Origin of the sequence: Citrobacter sp. Cy070, assembly GCF_030332245.1 — a bacterium.
Lineage (GTDB): Bacteria > Pseudomonadota > Gammaproteobacteria > Enterobacterales > Enterobacteriaceae > Citrobacter > Citrobacter youngae.
This window is the reverse complement of record NZ_JAOWIG010000090.1, coordinates 16,604-36,111: the sequence shown is the minus strand read 5'-3', so window position 1 is coordinate 36,111 and position 19,508 is coordinate 16,604. Positions and strand designations below refer to the sequence as shown.

Annotated in this window: 22 protein-coding genes and 1 pseudogene; 14 read left to right on the top strand and 9 right to left on the bottom strand. The window is 49.9% G+C overall.

All coding sequences use genetic code 11. From position 1 onward, the window contains the following. Positions 1–2 precede the first annotated feature (2 nt). From flgD to flgB, 3 genes are read right to left on the bottom strand one after another with little or no spacing between them, the layout of a single operon-like run. Positions 3–701 (bottom strand): flagellar hook assembly protein FlgD, encoded by a 699-nt coding sequence (gene flgD, locus OGY19_RS21360; RefSeq protein ID WP_040230672.1) that lies wholly within the window; start codon positions 699–701, stop codon positions 3–5. 11 nt (positions 702–712) lie between these two features. Continuing rightward, positions 713–1,117: a flagellar basal body rod protein FlgC gene (gene flgC, locus OGY19_RS21355; RefSeq protein ID WP_045441655.1), complete on the bottom strand. Its 405-nt coding sequence runs from the start codon at positions 1,115–1,117 to the stop codon at positions 713–715. A 3-nt stretch (positions 1,118–1,120) separates the two neighbouring features. Continuing rightward, positions 1,121–1,537, bottom strand: a complete 417-nt coding sequence (flgB, locus tag OGY19_RS21350) for a flagellar basal body rod protein FlgB (RefSeq protein WP_003036189.1) — start codon at positions 1,535–1,537, stop codon at positions 1,121–1,123. A gap of 157 nt (positions 1,538–1,694) precedes the next feature. Between flgB and flgA the strand changes: the two genes are divergently transcribed. From flgA to flgN, 3 genes are all read left to right on the top strand, one after another. Beyond that, complete coding sequence (gene flgA, locus OGY19_RS21345; RefSeq protein ID WP_286597175.1) at positions 1,695–2,354, top strand: flagellar basal body P-ring formation chaperone FlgA; 660 nt, start codon at positions 1,695–1,697, stop codon at positions 2,352–2,354. 93 nt (positions 2,355–2,447) lie between these two features. Further along, on the top strand, positions 2,448–2,741 hold the full coding sequence (gene flgM, locus OGY19_RS21340; protein WP_286597173.1) for a flagellar biosynthesis anti-sigma factor FlgM: 294 nt from the start codon (positions 2,448–2,450) through the stop codon (positions 2,739–2,741). Between the two features lie 3 nt (positions 2,742–2,744). Further along, positions 2,745–3,167 (top strand): flagella biosynthesis chaperone FlgN, encoded by a 423-nt coding sequence (gene flgN / locus OGY19_RS21335; RefSeq protein ID WP_048211225.1) that lies wholly within the window; start codon positions 2,745–2,747, stop codon positions 3,165–3,167. Positions 3,168–3,255: 88 nt separating this feature from the next. Here the strand turns inward: flgN and murJ are convergent, their stop codons facing one another. From murJ to rimJ, 4 genes are all read right to left on the bottom strand, one after another. Next, positions 3,256–4,791 (bottom strand): murein biosynthesis integral membrane protein MurJ, encoded by a 1,536-nt coding sequence (gene murJ / locus OGY19_RS21330; RefSeq protein ID WP_048211224.1) that lies wholly within the window; start codon positions 4,789–4,791, stop codon positions 3,256–3,258. A gap of 223 nt (positions 4,792–5,014) precedes the next feature. Beyond that, positions 5,015–5,938: a Gfo/Idh/MocA family protein gene (locus OGY19_RS21325; RefSeq protein ID WP_061068125.1), complete on the bottom strand. Its 924-nt coding sequence runs from the start codon at positions 5,936–5,938 to the stop codon at positions 5,015–5,017. A 1-nt stretch (position 5,939) separates the two neighbouring features. After that, the gene (locus tag OGY19_RS21320; protein ID WP_048211222.1) at positions 5,940–6,587 is read right to left on the bottom strand and encodes a YceH family protein; all 648 of its coding nucleotides are present in this window, start codon (positions 6,585–6,587) and stop codon (positions 5,940–5,942) included. Between the two features lie 35 nt (positions 6,588–6,622). Next, complete coding sequence (gene rimJ / locus OGY19_RS21315) at positions 6,623–7,207, bottom strand: ribosomal protein S5-alanine N-acetyltransferase (RefSeq protein WP_005129064.1); 585 nt, start codon at positions 7,205–7,207, stop codon at positions 6,623–6,625. A gap of 260 nt (positions 7,208–7,467) precedes the next feature. Between rimJ and mdtH the strand changes: the two genes are divergently transcribed. The 9 genes from mdtH (at position 7,468) to OGY19_RS21270 (ending at position 14,373) form a co-directional block, all read left to right on the top strand. Beyond that, positions 7,468–8,661 (top strand): multidrug efflux MFS transporter MdtH, encoded by a 1,194-nt coding sequence (gene mdtH / locus OGY19_RS21310; protein WP_115601801.1) that lies wholly within the window; start codon positions 7,468–7,470, stop codon positions 8,659–8,661. 116 nt (positions 8,662–8,777) lie between these two features. Then, positions 8,778–9,338 (top strand): lipoprotein, encoded by a 561-nt coding sequence (locus tag OGY19_RS21305; RefSeq protein ID WP_061068127.1) that lies wholly within the window; start codon positions 8,778–8,780, stop codon positions 9,336–9,338. A gap of 105 nt (positions 9,339–9,443) precedes the next feature. Then, positions 9,444–10,490, top strand: a complete 1,047-nt coding sequence (pyrC, locus tag OGY19_RS21300) for a dihydroorotase (RefSeq protein WP_101742055.1) — start codon at positions 9,444–9,446, stop codon at positions 10,488–10,490. A gap of 74 nt (positions 10,491–10,564) precedes the next feature. Next, positions 10,565–10,810 (top strand): DNA damage-inducible protein I, encoded by a 246-nt coding sequence (dinI, locus tag OGY19_RS21295; RefSeq protein ID WP_048211218.1) that lies wholly within the window; start codon positions 10,565–10,567, stop codon positions 10,808–10,810. Between the two features lie 339 nt (positions 10,811–11,149). Further along, a complete protein-coding gene (bssS, locus tag OGY19_RS21290) occupies positions 11,150–11,404 on the top strand; it encodes a biofilm formation regulator BssS (RefSeq protein WP_003036154.1) in 255 nt (84 codons plus the stop codon). 279 nt (positions 11,405–11,683) lie between these two features. Beyond that, positions 11,684–12,799 (top strand): N-methyl-L-tryptophan oxidase, encoded by a 1,116-nt coding sequence (solA, locus tag OGY19_RS21285; RefSeq protein ID WP_115601800.1) that lies wholly within the window; start codon positions 11,684–11,686, stop codon positions 12,797–12,799. Positions 12,800–12,854: 55 nt separating this feature from the next. After that, positions 12,855–12,968: a YceO family protein gene (locus tag OGY19_RS21280; protein WP_071887361.1), complete on the top strand. Its 114-nt coding sequence runs from the start codon at positions 12,855–12,857 to the stop codon at positions 12,966–12,968. 261 nt (positions 12,969–13,229) lie between these two features. Further along, a complete protein-coding gene (locus OGY19_RS21275) occupies positions 13,230–13,796 on the top strand; it encodes a cytochrome b (RefSeq protein ID WP_005129081.1) in 567 nt (188 codons plus the stop codon). Position 13,797: 1 nt separating this feature from the next. After that, positions 13,798–14,373 carry a YceI family protein gene (locus OGY19_RS21270; RefSeq protein WP_061068131.1) on the top strand — a complete coding sequence of 192 codons (576 nt, stop codon included), beginning with the start codon at positions 13,798–13,800 and terminating at the stop codon, positions 14,371–14,373. Between the two features lie 47 nt (positions 14,374–14,420). Here the strand turns inward: OGY19_RS21270 and trhO are convergent, their stop codons facing one another. Beyond that, on the bottom strand, positions 14,421–15,473 hold the full coding sequence (gene trhO / locus OGY19_RS21265) for an oxygen-dependent tRNA uridine(34) hydroxylase TrhO (RefSeq protein ID WP_040230660.1): 1,053 nt from the start codon (positions 15,471–15,473) through the stop codon (positions 14,421–14,423). A gap of 219 nt (positions 15,474–15,692) precedes the next feature. Here trhO and OGY19_RS21260 point away from each other — a divergent pair, with 219 nt between their 5' ends. Both OGY19_RS21260 and mdtG read left to right on the top strand, forming a co-directional pair. Beyond that, entirely contained in the window at positions 15,693–16,613 is a 921-nt protein-coding gene (locus OGY19_RS21260; protein ID WP_286597172.1) for a Kdo(2)-lipid IV(A) acyltransferase, read from the top strand. 154 nt (positions 16,614–16,767) lie between these two features. Then, positions 16,768–17,987 (top strand): annotated as a pseudogene (mdtG, locus tag OGY19_RS21255) (multidrug efflux MFS transporter MdtG). 93 nt (positions 17,988–18,080) lie between these two features. Here mdtG and OGY19_RS21250 read toward each other — a convergent pair. Beyond that, positions 18,081–19,412 (bottom strand): sensor domain-containing diguanylate cyclase, encoded by a 1,332-nt coding sequence (locus tag OGY19_RS21250; RefSeq protein ID WP_286597171.1) that lies wholly within the window; start codon positions 19,410–19,412, stop codon positions 18,081–18,083. Positions 19,413–19,508: the final 96 nt, after the last annotated feature.

The window sequence follows — 19,508 nt, the reverse complement described above, 5'->3', positions numbered from 1 at the left end:
GCTTAAATTATCTGCCGTACTTCGTCGAGGGTGGTGGTTCCATAGGTGCCCAGGTCCAGCGTATTACCGCCGTTACTGCGGATAACACCCTGCACCAGCGCAAACTGTAGAGGCTGCGCCACAAGTTGCGTTCCGGCGTTGCTGGCCGCAATCGAAACGTTATACGAACCGCTCGGCGCATCCGTGCCGTCCGTCATGGTGCCATCCCAGGTAAAGGTGTGAACGCCCGCTTTCAACCCGCCAATATCAATGGTGCGTACCACCTTGCCGTCTTTATCGGTAATGGTTGCGGTAACCTTATCTGCCGGTTGCTGCAGCTCAACGCCAAACGGTGTCGTGGTCGTCGTTGCCCCTTCTTCCGCACCTTTACCGGTCAGAATGGTGGTCCCCGGGATCATGACGCCATGACCAATCAGCGTACTGGCCTGTAACGACTGGCTGCTATCGATCTGTCCGGAGATCGATCCCAGCGTGGTATTCAATTTTTCAATGCCGCTTACGGTACTAATTTGCGCTAACTGGGTAGTCAACTCATTGTTTTGCAGCGGGTTGGTCGGGTCCTGGTTTTTTAACTGCGCGACCAGAAGCGTCAGAAAGCTGCTTTGCAGATCAGCCGCGTTGCTCCCTGTCAGCGAACTTTTGCCAGTGGCAGCATTAACACCCGACGTACTCGGGTCATTCATTTTTACAGCAACGGACATGTGCGCCTCCTTTACTGGCCCAGCGTCAGCGTTTTAAGCATCAAGCTTTTTACGGTATTGAGCACTTCAACGTTTGCCTGATAGCTGCGTGAAGCAGACATGGTGTTAACCATCTCGCCGACCACGTCGACATTCGGCATTTTTACGTAGCCATTCGCATCCGCCAGCGGATTGCCCGGCTCATAAACCAGCTTGTCCGGCGCCTGACTTTCAATGACGTCAGCGACTTTTACGCCACCGGTTGCTGCGCCTGGCGCTGCATCGACCTGAAAAACAACCTGTTTTGCGCGATACGGTTGACCATCAGGTCCGGTCACGCTATCGGCGTTCGCCATGTTGCTGGCAGCCACGTTCAGACGCTGAGACTGAGCCGTCAGCGCAGAACCTGCGATATCAAAAATATTGAGCAACGCCACGGGTTAGTTCCCTCCTTGCAGCACGTTCATCATGCCCTTGATTTGCCCACCTAACGCGGTAAGCCCCATCTGGTACTTCAGGCTGTTATCCGCAAACTGCGTACGCTCCCGGTCCATATCCACCGTGTTGCCATCCAGAGACGGCTGGTCAGGAATGCGATAGAGCAACTCCGTAGATGGCGCCGAGACAGTCTGGGCAGGAATGTGTTGTGCAGAGGTCAGCGTCAACGAAACACCGCCGGTTTCTTCCCGCCCGCGCACCATGACTTTTTTTAATTCACTGGCGAAATCCAGGTCGCGCGCCTGATACCCTGGCGTGTCGGCATTGGCAATGTTGGCCGCTAATATTTCCTGGCGTTGGGCGCGCAAATTCAGCGCTTCCTGTTGAAAACGTAAGGCGGCGTCGAGCTTATCGAGCATATCTCCTCCGCAAATGACAAAATTCAGCCGACAGCTTAAATCCCATCACGCGCGCGTTATCGCCGGAATAAACGCAAAATGCGTCGCTATTTGTTGCGTTGATGACTGCGTCACACAGGTAGAATCCTGCCACTACCTGAAAAAGCGCGAGGTTTTGATGCAAACGTTTAAACGTGGAATAGTTGTGGCAGCACTGCTGTTCAGCCCTATGACGCTGGCACAAGACCTGAATTCGCAGTTAACCGCGTGGTTTTCCCAGCGCCTGGCCGGGTTTAGCGATGAGGTGGTCGTCACTGTCCGTACGCCGCCAAACTTGCAGCCCAGCTGTGACCAGCCTGCGCTGAGCGTATCCGGCAGTGCGAAACTGTGGGGTAACTTGAACGTACTGGCCCGCTGCGCCAATGAAAAACGCTATCTGCAGGTCACTGTGCAAGCCACCGGCAACTATGTTGTCGCAGCGGCCCCTGTTGCCCGAGGAAGCGCCCTGAACGCGGCCAGCGTAACGCTAAAACGAGGTCGTCTGGATCAACTGCCGCCACGCGCCGTACTGGACATTAATCAGGTTCAGGATGCCGTGAGCCTGCGCGACCTGGTTCCGGGTCAGCCAATCCAGCTCACAATGTTGCGCCAGGCATGGCGGATAAAAGCGGGTCAGCGCGTGATGGTTATCGCCAACGGAGACGGCTTTCGGGTCAATGCCGAAGGTAAAGCGCTCAACAATGCAGCCGTCGCGCAAAACGCACGAGTGCGGATGATTTCGGGTCAGGTGGTGAGTGGAATCGTCGATTCTGATGGGAATATTCTTATTAACCTATAATAGGTTAAAGATTTTTTAGCGAGTGCCGATAGATAATCAACCAATGATTAAAGCGGGTCGCTATAGCGTAACCCCTCGATGAGGATAGAAAAAATGAGTATTGATCGTACCTCACCATTGAAGCCAGTAAGCACTGTCCAGCCACGCGAAACCAGCGACTCGCCGGTACAAAAAGCGCGGAAGGAAAAAACAGCGACGACAAACAGCACCAGCGTAATGCTGAGTGACGCTCAGGCCAAACTGATGCAGCCCGGCACCAATGACATCAACATGGAACGTGTCGAAGCGCTGAAAACCGCGATCCGTAACGGCGAGCTGAAAATGGATACCGGAAATATTGCCGACTCGCTGATCCGCGAGGCACAGAGCTACCTACAGAGTAAATAAAGTATGACTCGTTTGTCAGAAATACTTGATCAGATGACGACCGTCCTCAATGACCTGAAAACGGTGATGGATGCTGAGCAGCATCAGCTTTCTGCAGGGCAGATCAACGGTAGCCAGCTACAGCGAATTACAGAAGAAAAAAGTTCTTTGCTGGCCACCCTCGATTATCTGGAACAGCAGCGCCGCCTGGAAAATGATGCCACGCGCAGCGCCAATGATGAGATTGCCGAGCGCTGGCAGACTATCACCAGGAAGACACAGCATTTGCGCGATCTCAACCAGCACAATGGTTGGCTGCTCGAAGGGCAAATCGAACGCAATCAACAGGCAATTCAAGTGCTGAAACCGCACCAGGAGCCGACGCTGTATGGCGCGAACGGCCAGACCTCTGCGGCACATCGCGGCGGGAAGAAATTCTCTATTTGATGATTGCCTGATGGCCTTGTGCTTATCAGGCAACGCTATTCTGTTGGCCGGATGCGGCGTTGCGCCGCCATCCGGCATCGGATGTTCATTACGCCGTCCGGCGTACAAACTCTTTCACTTTAAAGCCCAGCACGGCGAGCGCAGCAAAGTAAGCGGCAATACCTGCCACCACGACGGCCATCAGACGCAACAAACGCCATAACATCGTACCTTGAGACCAGTCCGGCATCATGTAAAGCATCCCTACCAGCGCGGCCGACATCACCAGCACAGAAATCACCAGTCGCATCAGGAACCAGGCCCAACCCGGTTGGGGAGTAAAGATTTTCTGCTTACGCAACTGCCAGTACAGCAATGACGCGTTCAGACACGCTGCCAGACCAATCGACAGCGACAGCCCGGCATGCTTCAGCGGCCCGATAAACGCCAGGTTCATTACCTGGGTCATAATCAGCGTTACAATGGCAATCTTTACCGGCGTTTTAATATCCTGGCGCGAATAGAAACCTGGAGCCAACACTTTCACTACGATCAAGCCAATCAAACCAACCGAGTACGCCACCAGCGCACGCTGGGTCATGGCAGCATCAAAGGCGGTAAATTTACCGTACTGGAACAGAGAAACCGTCAGCGGTTTAGCCAGAATACCCAACGCTACGGCGCTCGGTAATGCCAGCAGAAAACACAAACGCAGGCCCCAGTCCATCAAACGGCAATACTCGTCATGATTACCGCTGGAAAAGCTTTTGGACAGTGATGGCAGCAGGATAGTCCCCAATGCTACGCCGAGTACGCCAGACGGAAACTCCATCAGGCGGTCGGCATAGTACATCCATGAAACCGAGCCGGAAGCCAGAAACGAGGCGAAAATCGTATTGATGATGAGAGAAATCTGGCTGACAGAGACCCCAAGGATCGCCGGGCCCATTTGCTTCACGACGCGCATCGCCCCGGCATCGTGGAAGTTCACGCGCGGCAGCACCAGCATGCCAATTTTCTTCAAATGTGGAAGCTGATAAACCAATTGCAGCACACCGCCCACGGTGACAGCCCACGCCAGCGCCAGCACCGGCGGATGGAAATAAGGCGCGGCAAACAGCGCGAAGCCGATCATACTGATATTCAGAAACGTGGGCGCAAACGCCGGAATGGAAAAGCGGTTCCAGGTGTTCAGGATTGCCCCCACCAGCGAAGCCAATGAGATCAGCAGAATATAAGGAAAGGTAATTCGCAGCAGTTGGGTGGTCAGTGTGAACTTATCTGCAGTATCGGCAAACCCTGGCGCGGTGACCATTATCACCCACGGCGCAGCAAGCATCCCGGCCACCGTGACGACGGCCAGCGCCAGCGTCAACAGCCCGGAAACGTAAGCGACAAACACGCGGGTGGCGTCTTCGCCCTGCTTACTTTTGTATTCGGCAAGAATCGGTACAAACGCCTGAGAGAACGCTCCCTCAGCAAAAATGCGGCGCAGCAGGTTAGGAAGTTTGAATGCCACAAAAAAGGCATCTGTCGCCATCCCTGCGCCAAAGATTCTGGCGACAATCGCATCACGCGCAAAACCCAGCACACGTGAGAACATCGTCATCGAGCTGACGGCTGCCAGCGATTTTAATAAATTCATCTATGTTGTATTCCAGACTCTGAGGCAGAACCCCGCATAATCAGCCCATTTACCGGATAAGACATAAGCGCCGGTATCCGATAATTTCGCAGTGCCTGCTGGCAACGCCTTTGCGTCTTATCAAGCCAACAAACCAGCCAAGGGTTGAAAAGAGGTGTTATTTTTGAGTTGGCATATAGTACCTGGATTACATTGAATTACTACCGCCAGATGTTACAGGGGGTTATTCCGCCATCGCCTCCCGCCACAGCATTTCGACAACGCGCTGGGCCAGTAGCGCCTGTTCGCCTGCCGTCTGCGGAACCGTCTGATTTTGCACGCACTCAATAAAATGGCGTGCGCATCCGGCAAAACCACGCTGTTCCAGGGTGGTTTGCCAGCCTGCTACCGGCTTGTGCACTACGCCTTGCCCACGTTCCTCGCGCCATTCACGCATATCCGTAACGTCAATCAGGCCACCGTCCGTCACCGCCTGCACGCTCTCGCGTTGGCTACCAGCACGGCGGTGCATACTGGTGGTTATCTGTAGCTGATCGGCAGAAAAATGATGTTCAGCATAAAGCATTTCACCGATGTCATTTGTTAACAGCGTGCCGCCATTAAGTTGAACCTTTCCTCCTGCCAGCCACAGCGCGGTGTCTATCACGTGCAGATAATCATCCAGCAGCGTAAAACGCAGATCGTGCGGCCCGACGCTGTTCGTACGGTGCTTGTCCATACGGACTGACGCCGCATTGCCCAACTGCACCTTTAGATCCTGATACAGCGGCGCAAAGCGACGATTAAATCCAACCATTAGCGTCAGTTTTTTCCGCGCCGCCAGCTCCACCAGTTGTTCAGCTTCGCGCAGATTTTCTGCCAGCGGCTTGTCCACGCAAACATGAACGCCGGCATTCAGCAATTCACTCACTACGGCGTAGTGAGTGGCGGTACTGGAATGAACGAAAACGGCATCACAGGTTGCCGCTAAATTCTGTACGGAATCAACGTATGGCATTCGCCAGGTCTCACAAATACGCTGCGCTTTTTCCCGCGAGGGAGACCATGCGCCCTGCAGCGTCCAGTCCGCAGATGCGCCCAACACTGGCAACCATGCCTTTTGCGCGATGCCCCCTAACCCGACCACGCCAATACGCAATTTTCCCACGTTAGTCTCCCAGGTGTGCCAATAACGAATCGAGCCGCTGTTTCAACTCTGCCACTTCGGTTTCCAGCGCTTCAACACGCGCCTGCAAATCTCCAGACGCCGCCTGCGGTTCATCTGCCGCAGCGAGTGACTCATCAACCTCGCCACAAAACAGGTGCATATAACGACTTTCTCGTTTCCCAGGTTCACGCGCCAGGCGGACCACATAAGGGCCATCTTCCCGGGTAGCCAGTTTCTCCAGCGTCGACTCCACTTCCGCCATATCGCTGAACTCATACATTCGGGATGCGCGGCTACGTAATTCACCCGGTGTTTGAGCGCCACGGAGTAACAGCGTGGTGATCAATGCCACTTCACCCGCGCTAAGCTTAAGATTGCCAAACTCTGAATTACAGAACCGTTGTTCGTATTTGGTCACGCGATTACCAAAGCCGCTCACCGTACGCAGAAAATGCCTTTTTACCAGGTTATCAAGCTGATCCTGCACGTCGGCTTCCGATAGATTCATCACCGGTTCACGGTTGGTTTTTTGATTACACGCGGTCACCACACCATTCACGGAAAGGGGATATTGTTCCGGTGTAGTAACCTGCTTTTCTAATAAGCAGCCAATCACACGGGCTTCGGTGGCGGTTAATTCGTATTTCATCGTCTTCTCCATTATTCAGGCCGTGCGCCTGAAACTTAGCGACCGGGGGTCCATTCTGATGTAGTCAACGCCGTCAGCACATGATCGCGCCACTGTCCATCAATCAGCAGATAGTCTTTTGCATACCCTTCTTTCTCAAAGCCGAGTCGCGCCAGCAAATCGCCGCTACGCTTATTGTGTGGCATGTAGTTCGCCATAATGCGGTGAATATGTTGCGTCCGCTGCACATAACGAATAGCGGCGGTCAGGGCTTCGTACATCAGCCCCTGCCCTTGCCACTTCTGCGCAATGGAATAACCAAGATAACAGGCGTGGAAAGATCCGCGCACCACGTTCGAGAAGTTCGCAACGCCGATAATTTCTTTTTCGTCAGGATCGAGCAACGCGAAATACCAGGCTGTGCCTTGTTTATGGAATTCAGAGATCATGCTCAGACGCGCCTGCCAGCCAGAGGGGTAGCAGTGGCTTTCATCGCGGATAGGTTCCCAGGGCTTTAAGAAATGACGATTCTCTGCGTAATAATCTGCCAGACGCCAGGCATCACGCTCATGCACCAAACGCACGACCAGGCGGTCCGTGGTTAAGCGCACTTTTGGCACGTTACTGCGATAGCCAAACATTCTATACCTACTCCTTCCCGTAACGTCTTCAATACGCAATTCGCATTACTATACCTGTGCAAATACACCGTGTGAAAAGAGCAAAATGCCATTTTTTGAATTATTCACACATTTTGATGAAAACTCTCTATCAAGACTGACTTTTGATAAAAAAATATTGTCCCGCCAAGGGTGGGAAAAGCACAAACGACACCGCAGAATAGAAGGTGCTTATCTTTTAAACTCTCCACCGAGTGACGAGTTTTTTCCCTGGAGGGGAAATGTCGCAAGTCTCGCAGGCAAGGAACCTGGGTAAATATTTCCTGCTCATCGATAATATGCTGGTCGTGCTGGGTTTCTTTGTCGTTTTCCCACTGATCTCTATCCGTTTCGTCGACCAAATGGGCTGGGCCGCCGTGATGGTCGGTATCGCACTTGGATTGCGCCAATTTATCCAGCAAGGTCTGGGGATTTTTGGCGGCGCAATTGCTGACCGCTTTGGTGCCAAACCGATGATTGTGACCGGTATGCTGATGCGTGCCGCCGGGTTCGCCACGATGGGGATTGCACACGAACCCTGGCTATTGTGGTTCTCCTGTTTCCTCTCCGGTTTAGGTGGTACGTTATTCGACCCGCCCCGCTCGGCGCTGGTGGTCAAACTGATCCGCCCGGAAAAGCGCGGGCGTTTTTTTTCTATTCTGATGATGCAGGACAGTGCCGGTGCCGTGGTCGGCGCATTGCTCGGCAGTTGGCTGTTACAGTACGATTTCCGTCTGGTATGTGCCACCGGCGCAATTTTGTTCGTTCTGTGCGCGGCGTTTAACGCCTGGCTGCTCCCGGCATGGAAACTGTCGACGGTGAAAATTCCGGTGCGCGAAGGGATGAGCCACGTGATGCATGACAAGCGCTTTGTCCTGGCGGGCTATTACATGCTGGCGGTACAGGTGATGCTGATGCTGCCCATCATGGTGAACGACATCGCTGGCTCACCGGCCGCCGTGAAATGGATGTATGCCATCGAGGCATGTCTCTCTTTAACGCTGCTGTACCCGATTGCACGCTGGAGTGAAAAACGCTTTCGCCTTGAACATCGTCTGATGGCGGGTCTGCTGGTTATGTCTCTGAGCATGATGCCCATTGGCCTCGTCGGGAATTTGCAGCAGTTGTTCACCCTGATCTGCACGTTCTATATTGGCTCGATCATCGCCGAACCGGCGCGTGAAACCCTGAGCGCCTCGCTGGCGAATGCGCGCGCACGGGGCAGTTACATGGGCTTTAGCCGCCTCGGATTAGCCATCGGCGGTGCCATCGGTTATATCGGTGGCGGCTGGCTGTTTGACATGGGTAAAGCACTGTCACAGCCAGAACTCCCGTGGATGATGCTCGGCATTATCGGCTTTATCACCTTCCTCGCGCTGGGTTGGCAGTTTAGCCATAAACGCCCGTCACGCGGCATGCTGGAACCTGATGCCTGATAGCTGACCAGACGTCCCGGACTCAATTTCAGTTTTTTCTGCTGGTGCCCGGGCCGCTGGTGCTGGATGCTGCTTTGTGTCACGATTACGCCACAAGTATCATGTTGAGGAACCCCATGAAAAAGATTTTTTTTGCTGCTGCACTGATTGTCAGCGGCCTGTTGGTTGGTTGTAATCAACTCACACAATACACGGTTAGCGAGCAAGAGATTAATCAGGCACTGGCTAAGCATAACGACTTCTCGAAAGATATTGGTCTGCCTGGCGTTGCTGAAGCCCACATCGTACTGACCAATCTCGCCAGCCAGATTGGTCGCGAAGAACCGAATAAAGTGACTCTGACAGGCGACGCCAATCTGGATATGAATTCCCTTTTTGGTAGCCAGAAAGCGACCATGAAGTTGAAGTTAAAAGCATTGCCAGTCTTCAATAAAGAAAAAGGCGCGATTTATCTGCAAGAAATGGAAGTGGTCGATGCGACCGTCACACCAGAGAAAATGCAATCTGTACTGCAAACTCTGATGCCCTACTTAAATCAGTCGCTGCGGAATTACTTTAACCAGCAACCGGCCTACATTCTGCGTGAAGACAGCAGCAAAGGCGAAGCATTGGCGAAAAAACTGGCGAAAGGGATTGAGGTTAAACCGGGTGAAATCATTATCCCGTTCACCGATTAATAAACAACAGGGCGCTAATGCGCCCTTTTTTTTCGTGCAAACGAAAACGTTTCCGCTTATCCTTTGTTTCCGGCAAAAAAGACTATCCTCAGCCGGAGCATATTAATGACTGCACCATCCCAGGTTTTAAAGATCCGCCGCCCAGACGACTGGCACCTTCACCTTCGCGATGGCGACATGTTGAAAACTGTCGTGCCTTATACCAGTGAAACTTATGGTCGCGCGATCGTTATGCCAAACCTCGCTCCGCCGGTCACGACAGTTGATGCGGCCATTGCGTACCGTCAGCGCATTCTGGACGCTGTACCCGCCGGACATAACTTTACTCCGTTAATGACCTGCTACTTAACGGACACGCTGGATCCTAATGAACTTGAGCGTGGATTCAATGAAGGCGTCTTCACCGCCGCGAAACTCTATCCCGCTAATGCAACAACCAACTCGACACAGGGTGTAACCTCGGTCGATGCCATTATGCCGGTACTGGAGCGCATGGAAAAATTGGGGATGCCACTGTTGGTGCACGGTGAAGTGACGCACGCTGATATCGACATTTTCGATCGCGAAGCACGTTTCATCGAAACGGTGATGGATCCCTTACGTCAGCGTTTAACCGCGCTAAAAGTGGTGTTTGAACATATCACGACCAAAGATGCCGCCGAATACGTGCGCGATGGCAACGAGCTTCTTGCAGCAACCATCACACCGCAGCATTTAATGTTTAACCGCAACCATATGCTGGTCGGTGGAATTCGTCCGCACCTGTACTGCCTGCCAATACTTAAACGTAACGTTCACCAGCAGGCGCTGCGTGAACTGGTTGCCAGCGGATTCAATCGTGCATTCCTGGGTACCGACTCCGCACCGCATGCGCGTCATCGTAAAGAGTCCAGTTGCGGCTGTGCGGGCTGCTTTAATGCGCCAACCGCGCTGGGCAGCTATGCCACTGTGTTCGAAGAGATGAACGCCCTGGACCATTTCGAAGCCTTCTGCTCACTCAATGGCCCACAGTTCTATGGTTTGCCGGTGAATGAGACCTTTATTGAGCTGGAACGCGTGGAGCACCTGGTCCCGGAGAACATTGCGCTGGAAAACGATACGTTGGTGCCTTTCCTTGGCGGTGAAACGGTACGCTGGTCAGTAAAACGCTAAAAAAGTGTAGCCTCCTGTTGTCAACTGACTCAGTTAACTGTATAAATAACCAGTATAAACAACAGGGGGCTATTATGCGTATTGAAGTCACTATTGCCAAAACTTCACCTTTACCAGCCGGTGCTATCGACGCGCTGGCAGATGAACTCTCCCGCCGTATTCATCATCATTTTCCGGATAACGAAGGTAACGTTACCGTTCGTTATGCCGGTACCAACAACTTGTCGGTTATTGGCGCAACAAAAGAGGACAAAGAACGCATCAGCGAAATCCTACAGGAAACCTGGGAAAGCGCGGATGACTGGTTCATCAACGAATAAAAAATGATATGCAGTGATGTTTGTTTGCCGGGTCGCCCCGGCTTTTTTATGCGTGCATCCTTTAAATCAATCTTGCATTCACCACGCTAGCAGATAATTTATATTAAACACATTGATTATCTTTTAATCAAAACACCAAAATAATTGCACAACATGCTAAAAAAAAATGAATGACATGTTGTTTTATTAATCATATAACACTGAAAACAAAAAATTTATGCGCCGCCCTCTTTAAATTTTCAATGAATACCCTTATTTATTGATATACTGAAGTTGCTTCAGAAAAAAACGCATTGAACCTCGAAAACCGTTGTCTAGTAACACGAATTAGGGGGCATGATGGAAAAGAATAATGAAGTCATTCAGACTCATCCGCTTGTAGGATGGGACATCAGCACTGTTGATAGCTACGATGCGCTGATGCTGCGTTTGCACTACCAGACCCCGAATCGTCCGGACCCGGATGGGACTGAGGTCGGTCAAACGCTCTGGTTAACCACTGATGTTGCCAGGCAATTTATTTCGATATTAGAAGCCGGAATCGCTAAAATTGAATCTGGCGATTACCAGGTAAATGAGTATCAGCGACATTAAACCTGATACATCACACCATCAAAAGGCACCTTCATGGTGCCTTTCTTATTTGCAGGTTGAATATTCCGGGTCAGTTATTTACTCTGCTATACCGGTCATACTTCAAGTTGCATATGCGTTGGCTTTATTACTCGGCCCATCCCTGGGATTCGCTGCGTCGCCGCGTGATTCGGCCTTACGGCCTCACCCCTTCGGGGGCGCTGTTCAAAACGGCCCGGGCGTTTGGTCCTGCAACTCGAATTATTTAAGGTATACTATCGCGATTGCAGAGAGAAGCGGATGAAATACGACTTAATCATTATTGGCAGCGGTTCCGTGGGCGCCGCAGCCGGATACTACGCCACTCGCGCCGGTCTCAACGTTCTGATGATCGATGCGCATATGCCACCGCATCAACAGGGCAGCCACCACGGCGATACACGATTAATTCGTCATGCGTATGGCGAAGGTGAAAAATACGTTCCGCTGGTGCTACGTGCGCAAACATTGTGGGATGAACTTTCCGCACAAAATGAAGAGCCTGTTTTTGTTCGCTCTGGCGTTATCAACCTGGGTCCTGCAGATTCGACCTTTTTAGCGACCGTGGCGCAAAGTGCCAAACAGTGGCAGCTCAATGTCGAACAGCTGGATGCAGCAGCCATCATGACTCGCTGGCCAGAAATTCGCGTGCCTGAAAACTATATCGGGCTGTTTGAAGCCGAATCCGGTTTTTTGCGCAGTGAGCTAGCCATTAAAACCTGGATTCGCCTGGCTGAAGAGGCAGGTTGTGCGCAGTTGTTTAAATGCCCCGTCACGGCAATTCATCACCACGATGATGGCGTAACGGTTGCAACAGCCGATGGTGACTACCACGCGAAAAAAGTTGTCGTCAGCGCCGGCACCTGGGTCAAGGCATTATTGCCTGAACTGCCGATACAGCCGGTGCGTAAGGTATTCGCATGGTATCAGGCTGACGGGCGCTACAGTGTCAAAAACAAATTCCCGGCATTTACCGGCGAACTGCCTAATGGCGATCAATACTACGGTTTTCCGGCTGAAAATGACGAGTTAAAAATTGGCAGGCATAACGGCGGACAGGTCATTCATTCACCTGAAGAACGTAAACCGTTTGCCGCTATCGCCAGCGATGGTTCGGAAGCCTTCCCATTCCTGCGCGCTATTTTGCCTGGCATCGGCTGTTGTCTGCATGGCGCATCCTGTACTTACGATAACTCGCCAGATGAAGACTTCATTATCGATACGCTGCCAGACCATGACAACACGCTGGTGATTACCGGACTCAGCGGACACGGTTTTAAGTTTGCTTCCGTACTGGGCGAAATTGCGGCTGAGTTTGCCCAGGGTAAACCGTCAGCCTTTGACCTGACGCCATTCAGGCTGTCCCGTTTTAAGTGATAATTGATCAATGGCCTCGTTGGTGAGGCCATTTTAAATGACAGGAATAACATTGATGCGCCGCATCTTTAACTATCTGGTTAATAATATTCGCGAGCATTTCATGCTCTACATTATTTTATGGTCGCTGCTGGCGATTATGGACGTCATATATATTATGTTCTTCTAATCTATATGCGCTGACATTAATTGACAAAAACTGATAGTTACTTAATTTCATTGCAATAAACTGAATAACATAATTTTCATCCTTCCTTGTTTTCAAGCCCTTCTCAATGGCCACTCACACTAATGATTTGATGATTGCACCTACAATCAATCAATTTTATTGAAATAAAAACAAATATCATCACCATTGTTATTTATTAGTTGCATTAATGTCTTTTACGCGCCATTTTCATTCACTTCTGAAATATCTAACGGTGTATTTATGCAATTCAATAATAGTCCACAGCGCTATGGCGTGGTGTCTGCCGCATTACACTGGCTGGTCGCTATTGCCGTCTATGGCATGTTTGCTCTGGGTTTATGGATGGTAACACTCAGTTATTACGATGGTTGGTATCACCAGGCGCCTGAACTGCATAAAAGTATCGGTGTGTTGCTGATGATGGGACTGGTTGTCCGCATTGTCTGGCGGGTTGTTTCCCCTCCCCCTGCCGCACTGAAAAGCTATTCCCGTTTAACCCGTATTGCGGCGGCATTGGGCCACCTCACGCTGTATACCCTGCTTTTTTCTATTGGCATCAGCGGCTATCTGATCTCTACCGCAGACGGTAAAGCAATAAGCGTATTTGGTTGGTTCGATGTTCCCGCCACGTTTGCCAACGCAGGCGTGCAAGCTGACATCGCCGGTAGCGTGCACCTGTGGCTCGCGTGGGCAGTGGTGGTTTTATCACTTCTGCATGGGTTAATGGCCCTGAAACATCACTTTATCGATAACGACGATACCCTTAATCGCATGTTGGGAAAATCGTCATCTGACTATGGAGCTTAAAATGAAAAAAAACCTGCTGGGACTCACACTCGCCTCTTTATTATTCACGACCGGCTCTGCTATCGCGGCGGATTACAAAATTGACAAAGAGGGACAGCATGCCTTTGTTAATTTCCGCATTCAGCATCTGGGATACAGCTGGCTGTACGGCACATTTAAAGACTTCGACGGTACATTTACCTTTGACGAGAAAAATCCGGCTGCCGATAAAGTCAATGTCACCATCAACACCAACAGTGTTGATACCAATCATGCCGAACGTGACAAACACCTGCGTAGTGCAGAATTCCTCAATGTGAGCAAGTTCCCGCAGGCCACCTTTACGTCCACCAGCGTGAAGAAAGAGGGCAACGATTTAGATATCACCGGTAACCTGACCCTGAACGGCGTCACCAAACCGGTAACACTGGATGCAAAGTTGATGGGTCAAGGGGGCGATCCATGGGGTGGCACACGCGCCGGTTTTGAAGCTCAAGGGAAAATAAAGCTGAAGGATTTCAACATTACCACCGATCTCGGTCCAGCTTCGCAGGAAGTCGAATTAATTATCTCGGTGGAAGGCGTACAGCAGAAATAACATCCTATTGATGCCGGATGAGGCTTTTGCCGCCATCCGGCATCGTGTTATTGCGCAGGATCGGGAATACCGAGCTTAGTATTTAAACGACCACGCGATTTATTAAAGATCTTATTGCCATTCTCACGTCCCGCGCGACGGCGGCGCTGCTCTTCTTCCGGCAGTTCGCTCTCTTCACAACACAGTTCACTACAGCAGCCTTTATACTTTTGCGCACAGGCTGGACATTGTATAAACAGCAGATGGCAGCCATCGTTTTTGCAATTGGTATGGCTGTCACATGCGGTACCGCACTGGTGACAATGCGAAATCACATCGTCAGAGATCCTCTCTCCCATGCGTTCATCGAAAACAAAATTTTTGCCGATAAAACGCACAGGCAGCCCCTGCTCACGCGCTTTGCGGGCATACTCAATAATGCCGCCCTCAATGTGCCAGACTTTGCTAAACCCGTTATGTTTCATCCAGGCACTGGCTTTCTCACAACGAATCCCTCCGGTACAATACATAACGATTTTTTTATCCTTATGCTCCTGCATCATTTCTACCGCTTTCGGCAGCTGATCGCGGAAGGTGTCTGCCGGGATCTCCAGCGCGTTTTCGAAGTGACCCACTTCATATTCATAGTGGTTGCGCATATCAATAAACACCGCATCCGGATCGTCCAGCATGGCATTCACTTCAGCTGCCTTCAGATAATCACCCACGTTGCTGGCGTCAAAATCAGGATCATCAATGCCATCCGCAACAATTCGCTCACGGACCTTCATGCGCAGAACCCAGAAAGATTTGCCGTCATCATCTAATGCAATATTGAGACGCAACCCGGATAATGCAGGATCAAATGCGTATAACTGTTGGCGAAACGCATCAACGTTACTTTGCGGTACACTGATTTGTGCGTTAATGCCTTCCCGTGCAAGATATACGCGGCCAAACACATTCAGTGTAGTGAACAGTTGATACAGTGCATCACGCGTTTGCTGAGGATCAGCGATGGTGAAATATTTATAGAATGAAATCGTCGTGCGCGGCTCAGATTCCGCCAGCATTTTAGCTTTGAGCGCGTCATTCGAAATGCGGTTGTGTAACACTGGCATGGTGTACGTATCCTGCAATCAGTAAAAATGAAAATCGGCCGGCATGATAAAGCAAACTTCGCCAATTTACATCCACACATTTTACGCTACATTTCATACTTCACGATAAAAACGCAACAACAATTGATGGTTTAATCACCACTCTCCCGTCGTAAATTTTAGATACGCGCAAAAAAATGCGACAATACAGGGAATTGGTCGTTAGAAGACAGGATAGACATGACGAATTTACCCAAGTTTTCGGCTGCGCTACTGCATCCGCGTTATTGGTTAACCTGGCTGGGTATTGGCATCCTTTGGTTAATCGTACAGTTACCCTACCCAGTGCTCTATAAATTGGGATGCGCATTAGGCCGTCTGGCATTACGCTTGATGAAACGTCGGGCAAAGATTGTTTCCCGCAATCTGGAACTGTGCTTCCCGCAAATGAGCGAGCAGGAACGCCAGCAGATGATGGTAAAAAACTTTGAGTCTGTCGGTATGGGCGTAATGGAAACCGGCATGGCCTGGTTTTGGTCCGACAGGCGAATATCACGCTGGACTGAAGTTATCGGAATGGAGCATATCCGGGACGTTCAGGCACAAAAGCGTGGGATCCTGTTAGTTGGTCTGCACTTTTTGACCCTCGAGTTGGGTGCACGCCAGTTTGGCTTACAAGAGCCGGGAATTGGTGTGTATCGTCCTAACGACAATCCTCTGCTCGACTGGCTACAAACCTGGGGGCGTATTCGCTCCAATAAATCAATGCTCGATCGTAAAGACCTGAAAGGGATGATTAAAGCGTTGAAGAAAGGTGAAGTGGTCTGGTACGCGCCGGATCACGACTATGGCCCTCGCGCCAGTGTATTTGTGCCTTTGTTCGCCGTTGAACAGGCTGCGACGACGTCCGGAACCTGGATGCTGTCCCGAATGTCGAATGCCTGCCTGGTGCCATTTGTTCCCCGTCGCAAACCTGACGGCAAGGGGTATCAATTGATCATGCTACCACCGGAGTGTTCACCACCGCTGGACAATGCTGAAACAACGGCGGCCTGGATGAATAAAATCGTTGAAAAATGCATTATGATGGCCCCCGAGCAATACATGTGGTTACATCGCCGCTTCAAGACACGCCCTGAAGGCTCCCCGTCTCTGTACTGAGTCTTTGTTGCAGTCCTGTGGGCTGCAACACCTTCTCTCCCCTTTTAGGTTTAACTGCTATCCGCATTGCAGCAACTATCAACCAGGCGCATAATTAGCCTGCTTATTTATATTTACTCGATAGCGCAAACAGCGCATCACACTGCGGATCGCTATGTCACCCTCTGATGTCCCCATAAACTGGAAACGCAACCTTACCGTTGCCTGGCTGGGCTGTTTTTTAACCGGCGCAGCATTTAGTCTGGTCATGCCATTTTTACCCCTTTACGTCGAGAGTCTTGGCGTAACGGGTCACAGTGCCCTGAATATGTGGTCAGGGCTGGTATTCAGTATCACCTTCCTGTTTTCAGCGATTGCCTCACCTTTCTGGGGCGGACTGGCCGATCGTAAAGGCCGGAAAATCATGCTTTTACGCTCGGCGCTGGGCATGGCCATCGTCATGCTGCTGATGGGGCTGGCGCAAAATATCTGGCAATTCTTGATCCTGCGCGCCCTGCTGGGTTTGCTCGGTGGATTTATTCCTAATGCCAACGCACTGATCGCAACCCAGGTGCCACGCAATAAAAGCGGCTGGGCGTTGGGGACACTTTCCACCGGCGGCGTTAGCGGTGCTTTACTTGGGCCACTGGCGGGCGGGTTACTCGCCGATCAGTATGGTCTGCGCCCTGTATTTTTCATCACAGCCCTGGTGCTGTTGATCTGTTTTATTCTGACTCTCTTTTTTATCCGTGAACGCTTCCAGCCAGTGAGCAAGAAAGAGATGCTGCACGTTCGCGAAGTCGTGACGTCTTTAAAGAATCCAAAGCTGGTGCTGAGCTTGTTTGTCACTACCCTGATAATTCAGGTTGCAACCGGCTCCATTGCGCCAATCCTGACGCTGTATGTACGGGAGCTTGCAGGTAATGTCAGCAATATCGCGTTTATCAGTGGGATGATTGCCTCTGTACCCGGTGTTGCGGCCTTAATCAGTGCACCAAAGCTCGGCAAATTGGGTGACAGGATTGGTCCGGAGAAGATCCTGATCGTTGCATTGGTTATCTCCGTACTGCTGCTGATCCCAATGTCATTCGTCCAGACGCCCTGGCAGCTAGGCGTGCTGCGCTTTTACTGGGTGCCGCTGATGGCGCATTGCTGCCTGCCGTACAGACCTTGCTGGTGTATAACTCAACCAACCAAATCGCCGGGCGTATCTTTAGCTACAACCAGTCGTTTCGTGATATAGGCAACGTTACTGGGCCGTTAATGGGAGCTGCTATATCGGCAAATTATGGCTTCCGTGCCGTCTTCTGCGTCACCGCTGGTGTTGTGTTATTCAACGCAATCTACTCATGGAACAGTCTGCGCCGCCGCCGGGGATCTCAGGTCCTGGGATGATTTTGTGTATTCATTCTCAACGGTCCCCCCAACATATTAATTGGCGTAATGTGGGGGATACGCAGAGTGAACTCAATAACGCTTAATATTATTCTAGCTGTTATAGTAAACCACTTTATTTCTACCTGAGTTTTTCGCATCATACAGCGCAGCATCGGCATATGATACGACTTTGTCAGCAGAATAATCATCAGATTTACTACAATATACACCGATGCTGATTGTCATTTTCTCTTTCAGGCCATATATATTGGGCTCCGCTGTTTCAGTCTCAACATTTTTTCTTATTCTTTCCGCAACAAACATTGCTTCAGCTTTATCTTTACACTTAATCAGGAGCCCAAACTCTTCCCCACCAATTCTCGCAAAAATGTCTGAGTCCCTGATCGATTTATTGACAATATCAACAATGCTCTTTATAACGTGATCGCCTTCCTGATGGCCATAAGAATCATTGATGCGTTTGAATTTATCTATATCCAGTATCATTATACAAACAGCACCTTTTACTAAAGATGATTTTAATGCCTTATAGAATAATTTTCGGTTATATATCTTAGTCATCGCATCTTTTATTGCTGAATCCGCCTCTCTCTTAAGAATAATGAACGTGTTGTACATTAATATAGATATGATACTTAAGGTGCTGATAACTTCGATTCCCCTACTGACATACCAAATATACATACTATATTCATCCAGACTCAACAGCAGAACATTCGTCAGGATTGCAGAGCAACACAGTAACGCGATGTTTTTCCATAAGATACCATGCATTTTTGTTTTCACTGACAGATACAACAAAACCATTCCCCATGCAATAATCAGTGAATATATGTAGCCAATATGCCAGTGCACCGTTTTATTGTCAGTTTTGTGACTGGTAATTTCAATCGTAACATCAGCGTTATAACTTGATAAGTTATGCGAAAGGAATGCAATTGCCAGCATAATCAACAATGCTATAATTATGTAGCATGGTTCTCTTTCTTTAGTCTCAATAACTGTAGAAGCCGCTTTATAAGCTTTCAATGATACAAAAAGTAATGCGATAAAACTAACTTGCCTAAAATAATAGAAGATAGCGATATCATTTGTGCGTTTTTCTATCAAAACGCTATCATTAATTAAATCCTGAACGATATATATAGTTTCTATAAGATAGATATTATTACTAAGGAATGCCATTCCTAATATCATCAGGTATGTTAGATCTTTCCTGCAAAGGTATTGAAAAAGCATAAAAAGAAAAACAATGCCGTACAGAAAAAATAACCCAACGATGATTATTAAATATGTTGTTTGAGGTACACTCTGCACTTCTAACTGATACTGAGAAAGACACACACCAGCAATAAAATAGCTGACTAAGCAAGTAATGTAAAAGTTCATCAACCTGCTATTGTTTGAATTACTATTATCCATAACAGCCCTGGCAAGAATCCTATTTTGCATTTTATATATTAAGCCATTACCTTTTGCAAATTAATAATTTATCATTCTTTCAATAATGACAATCTT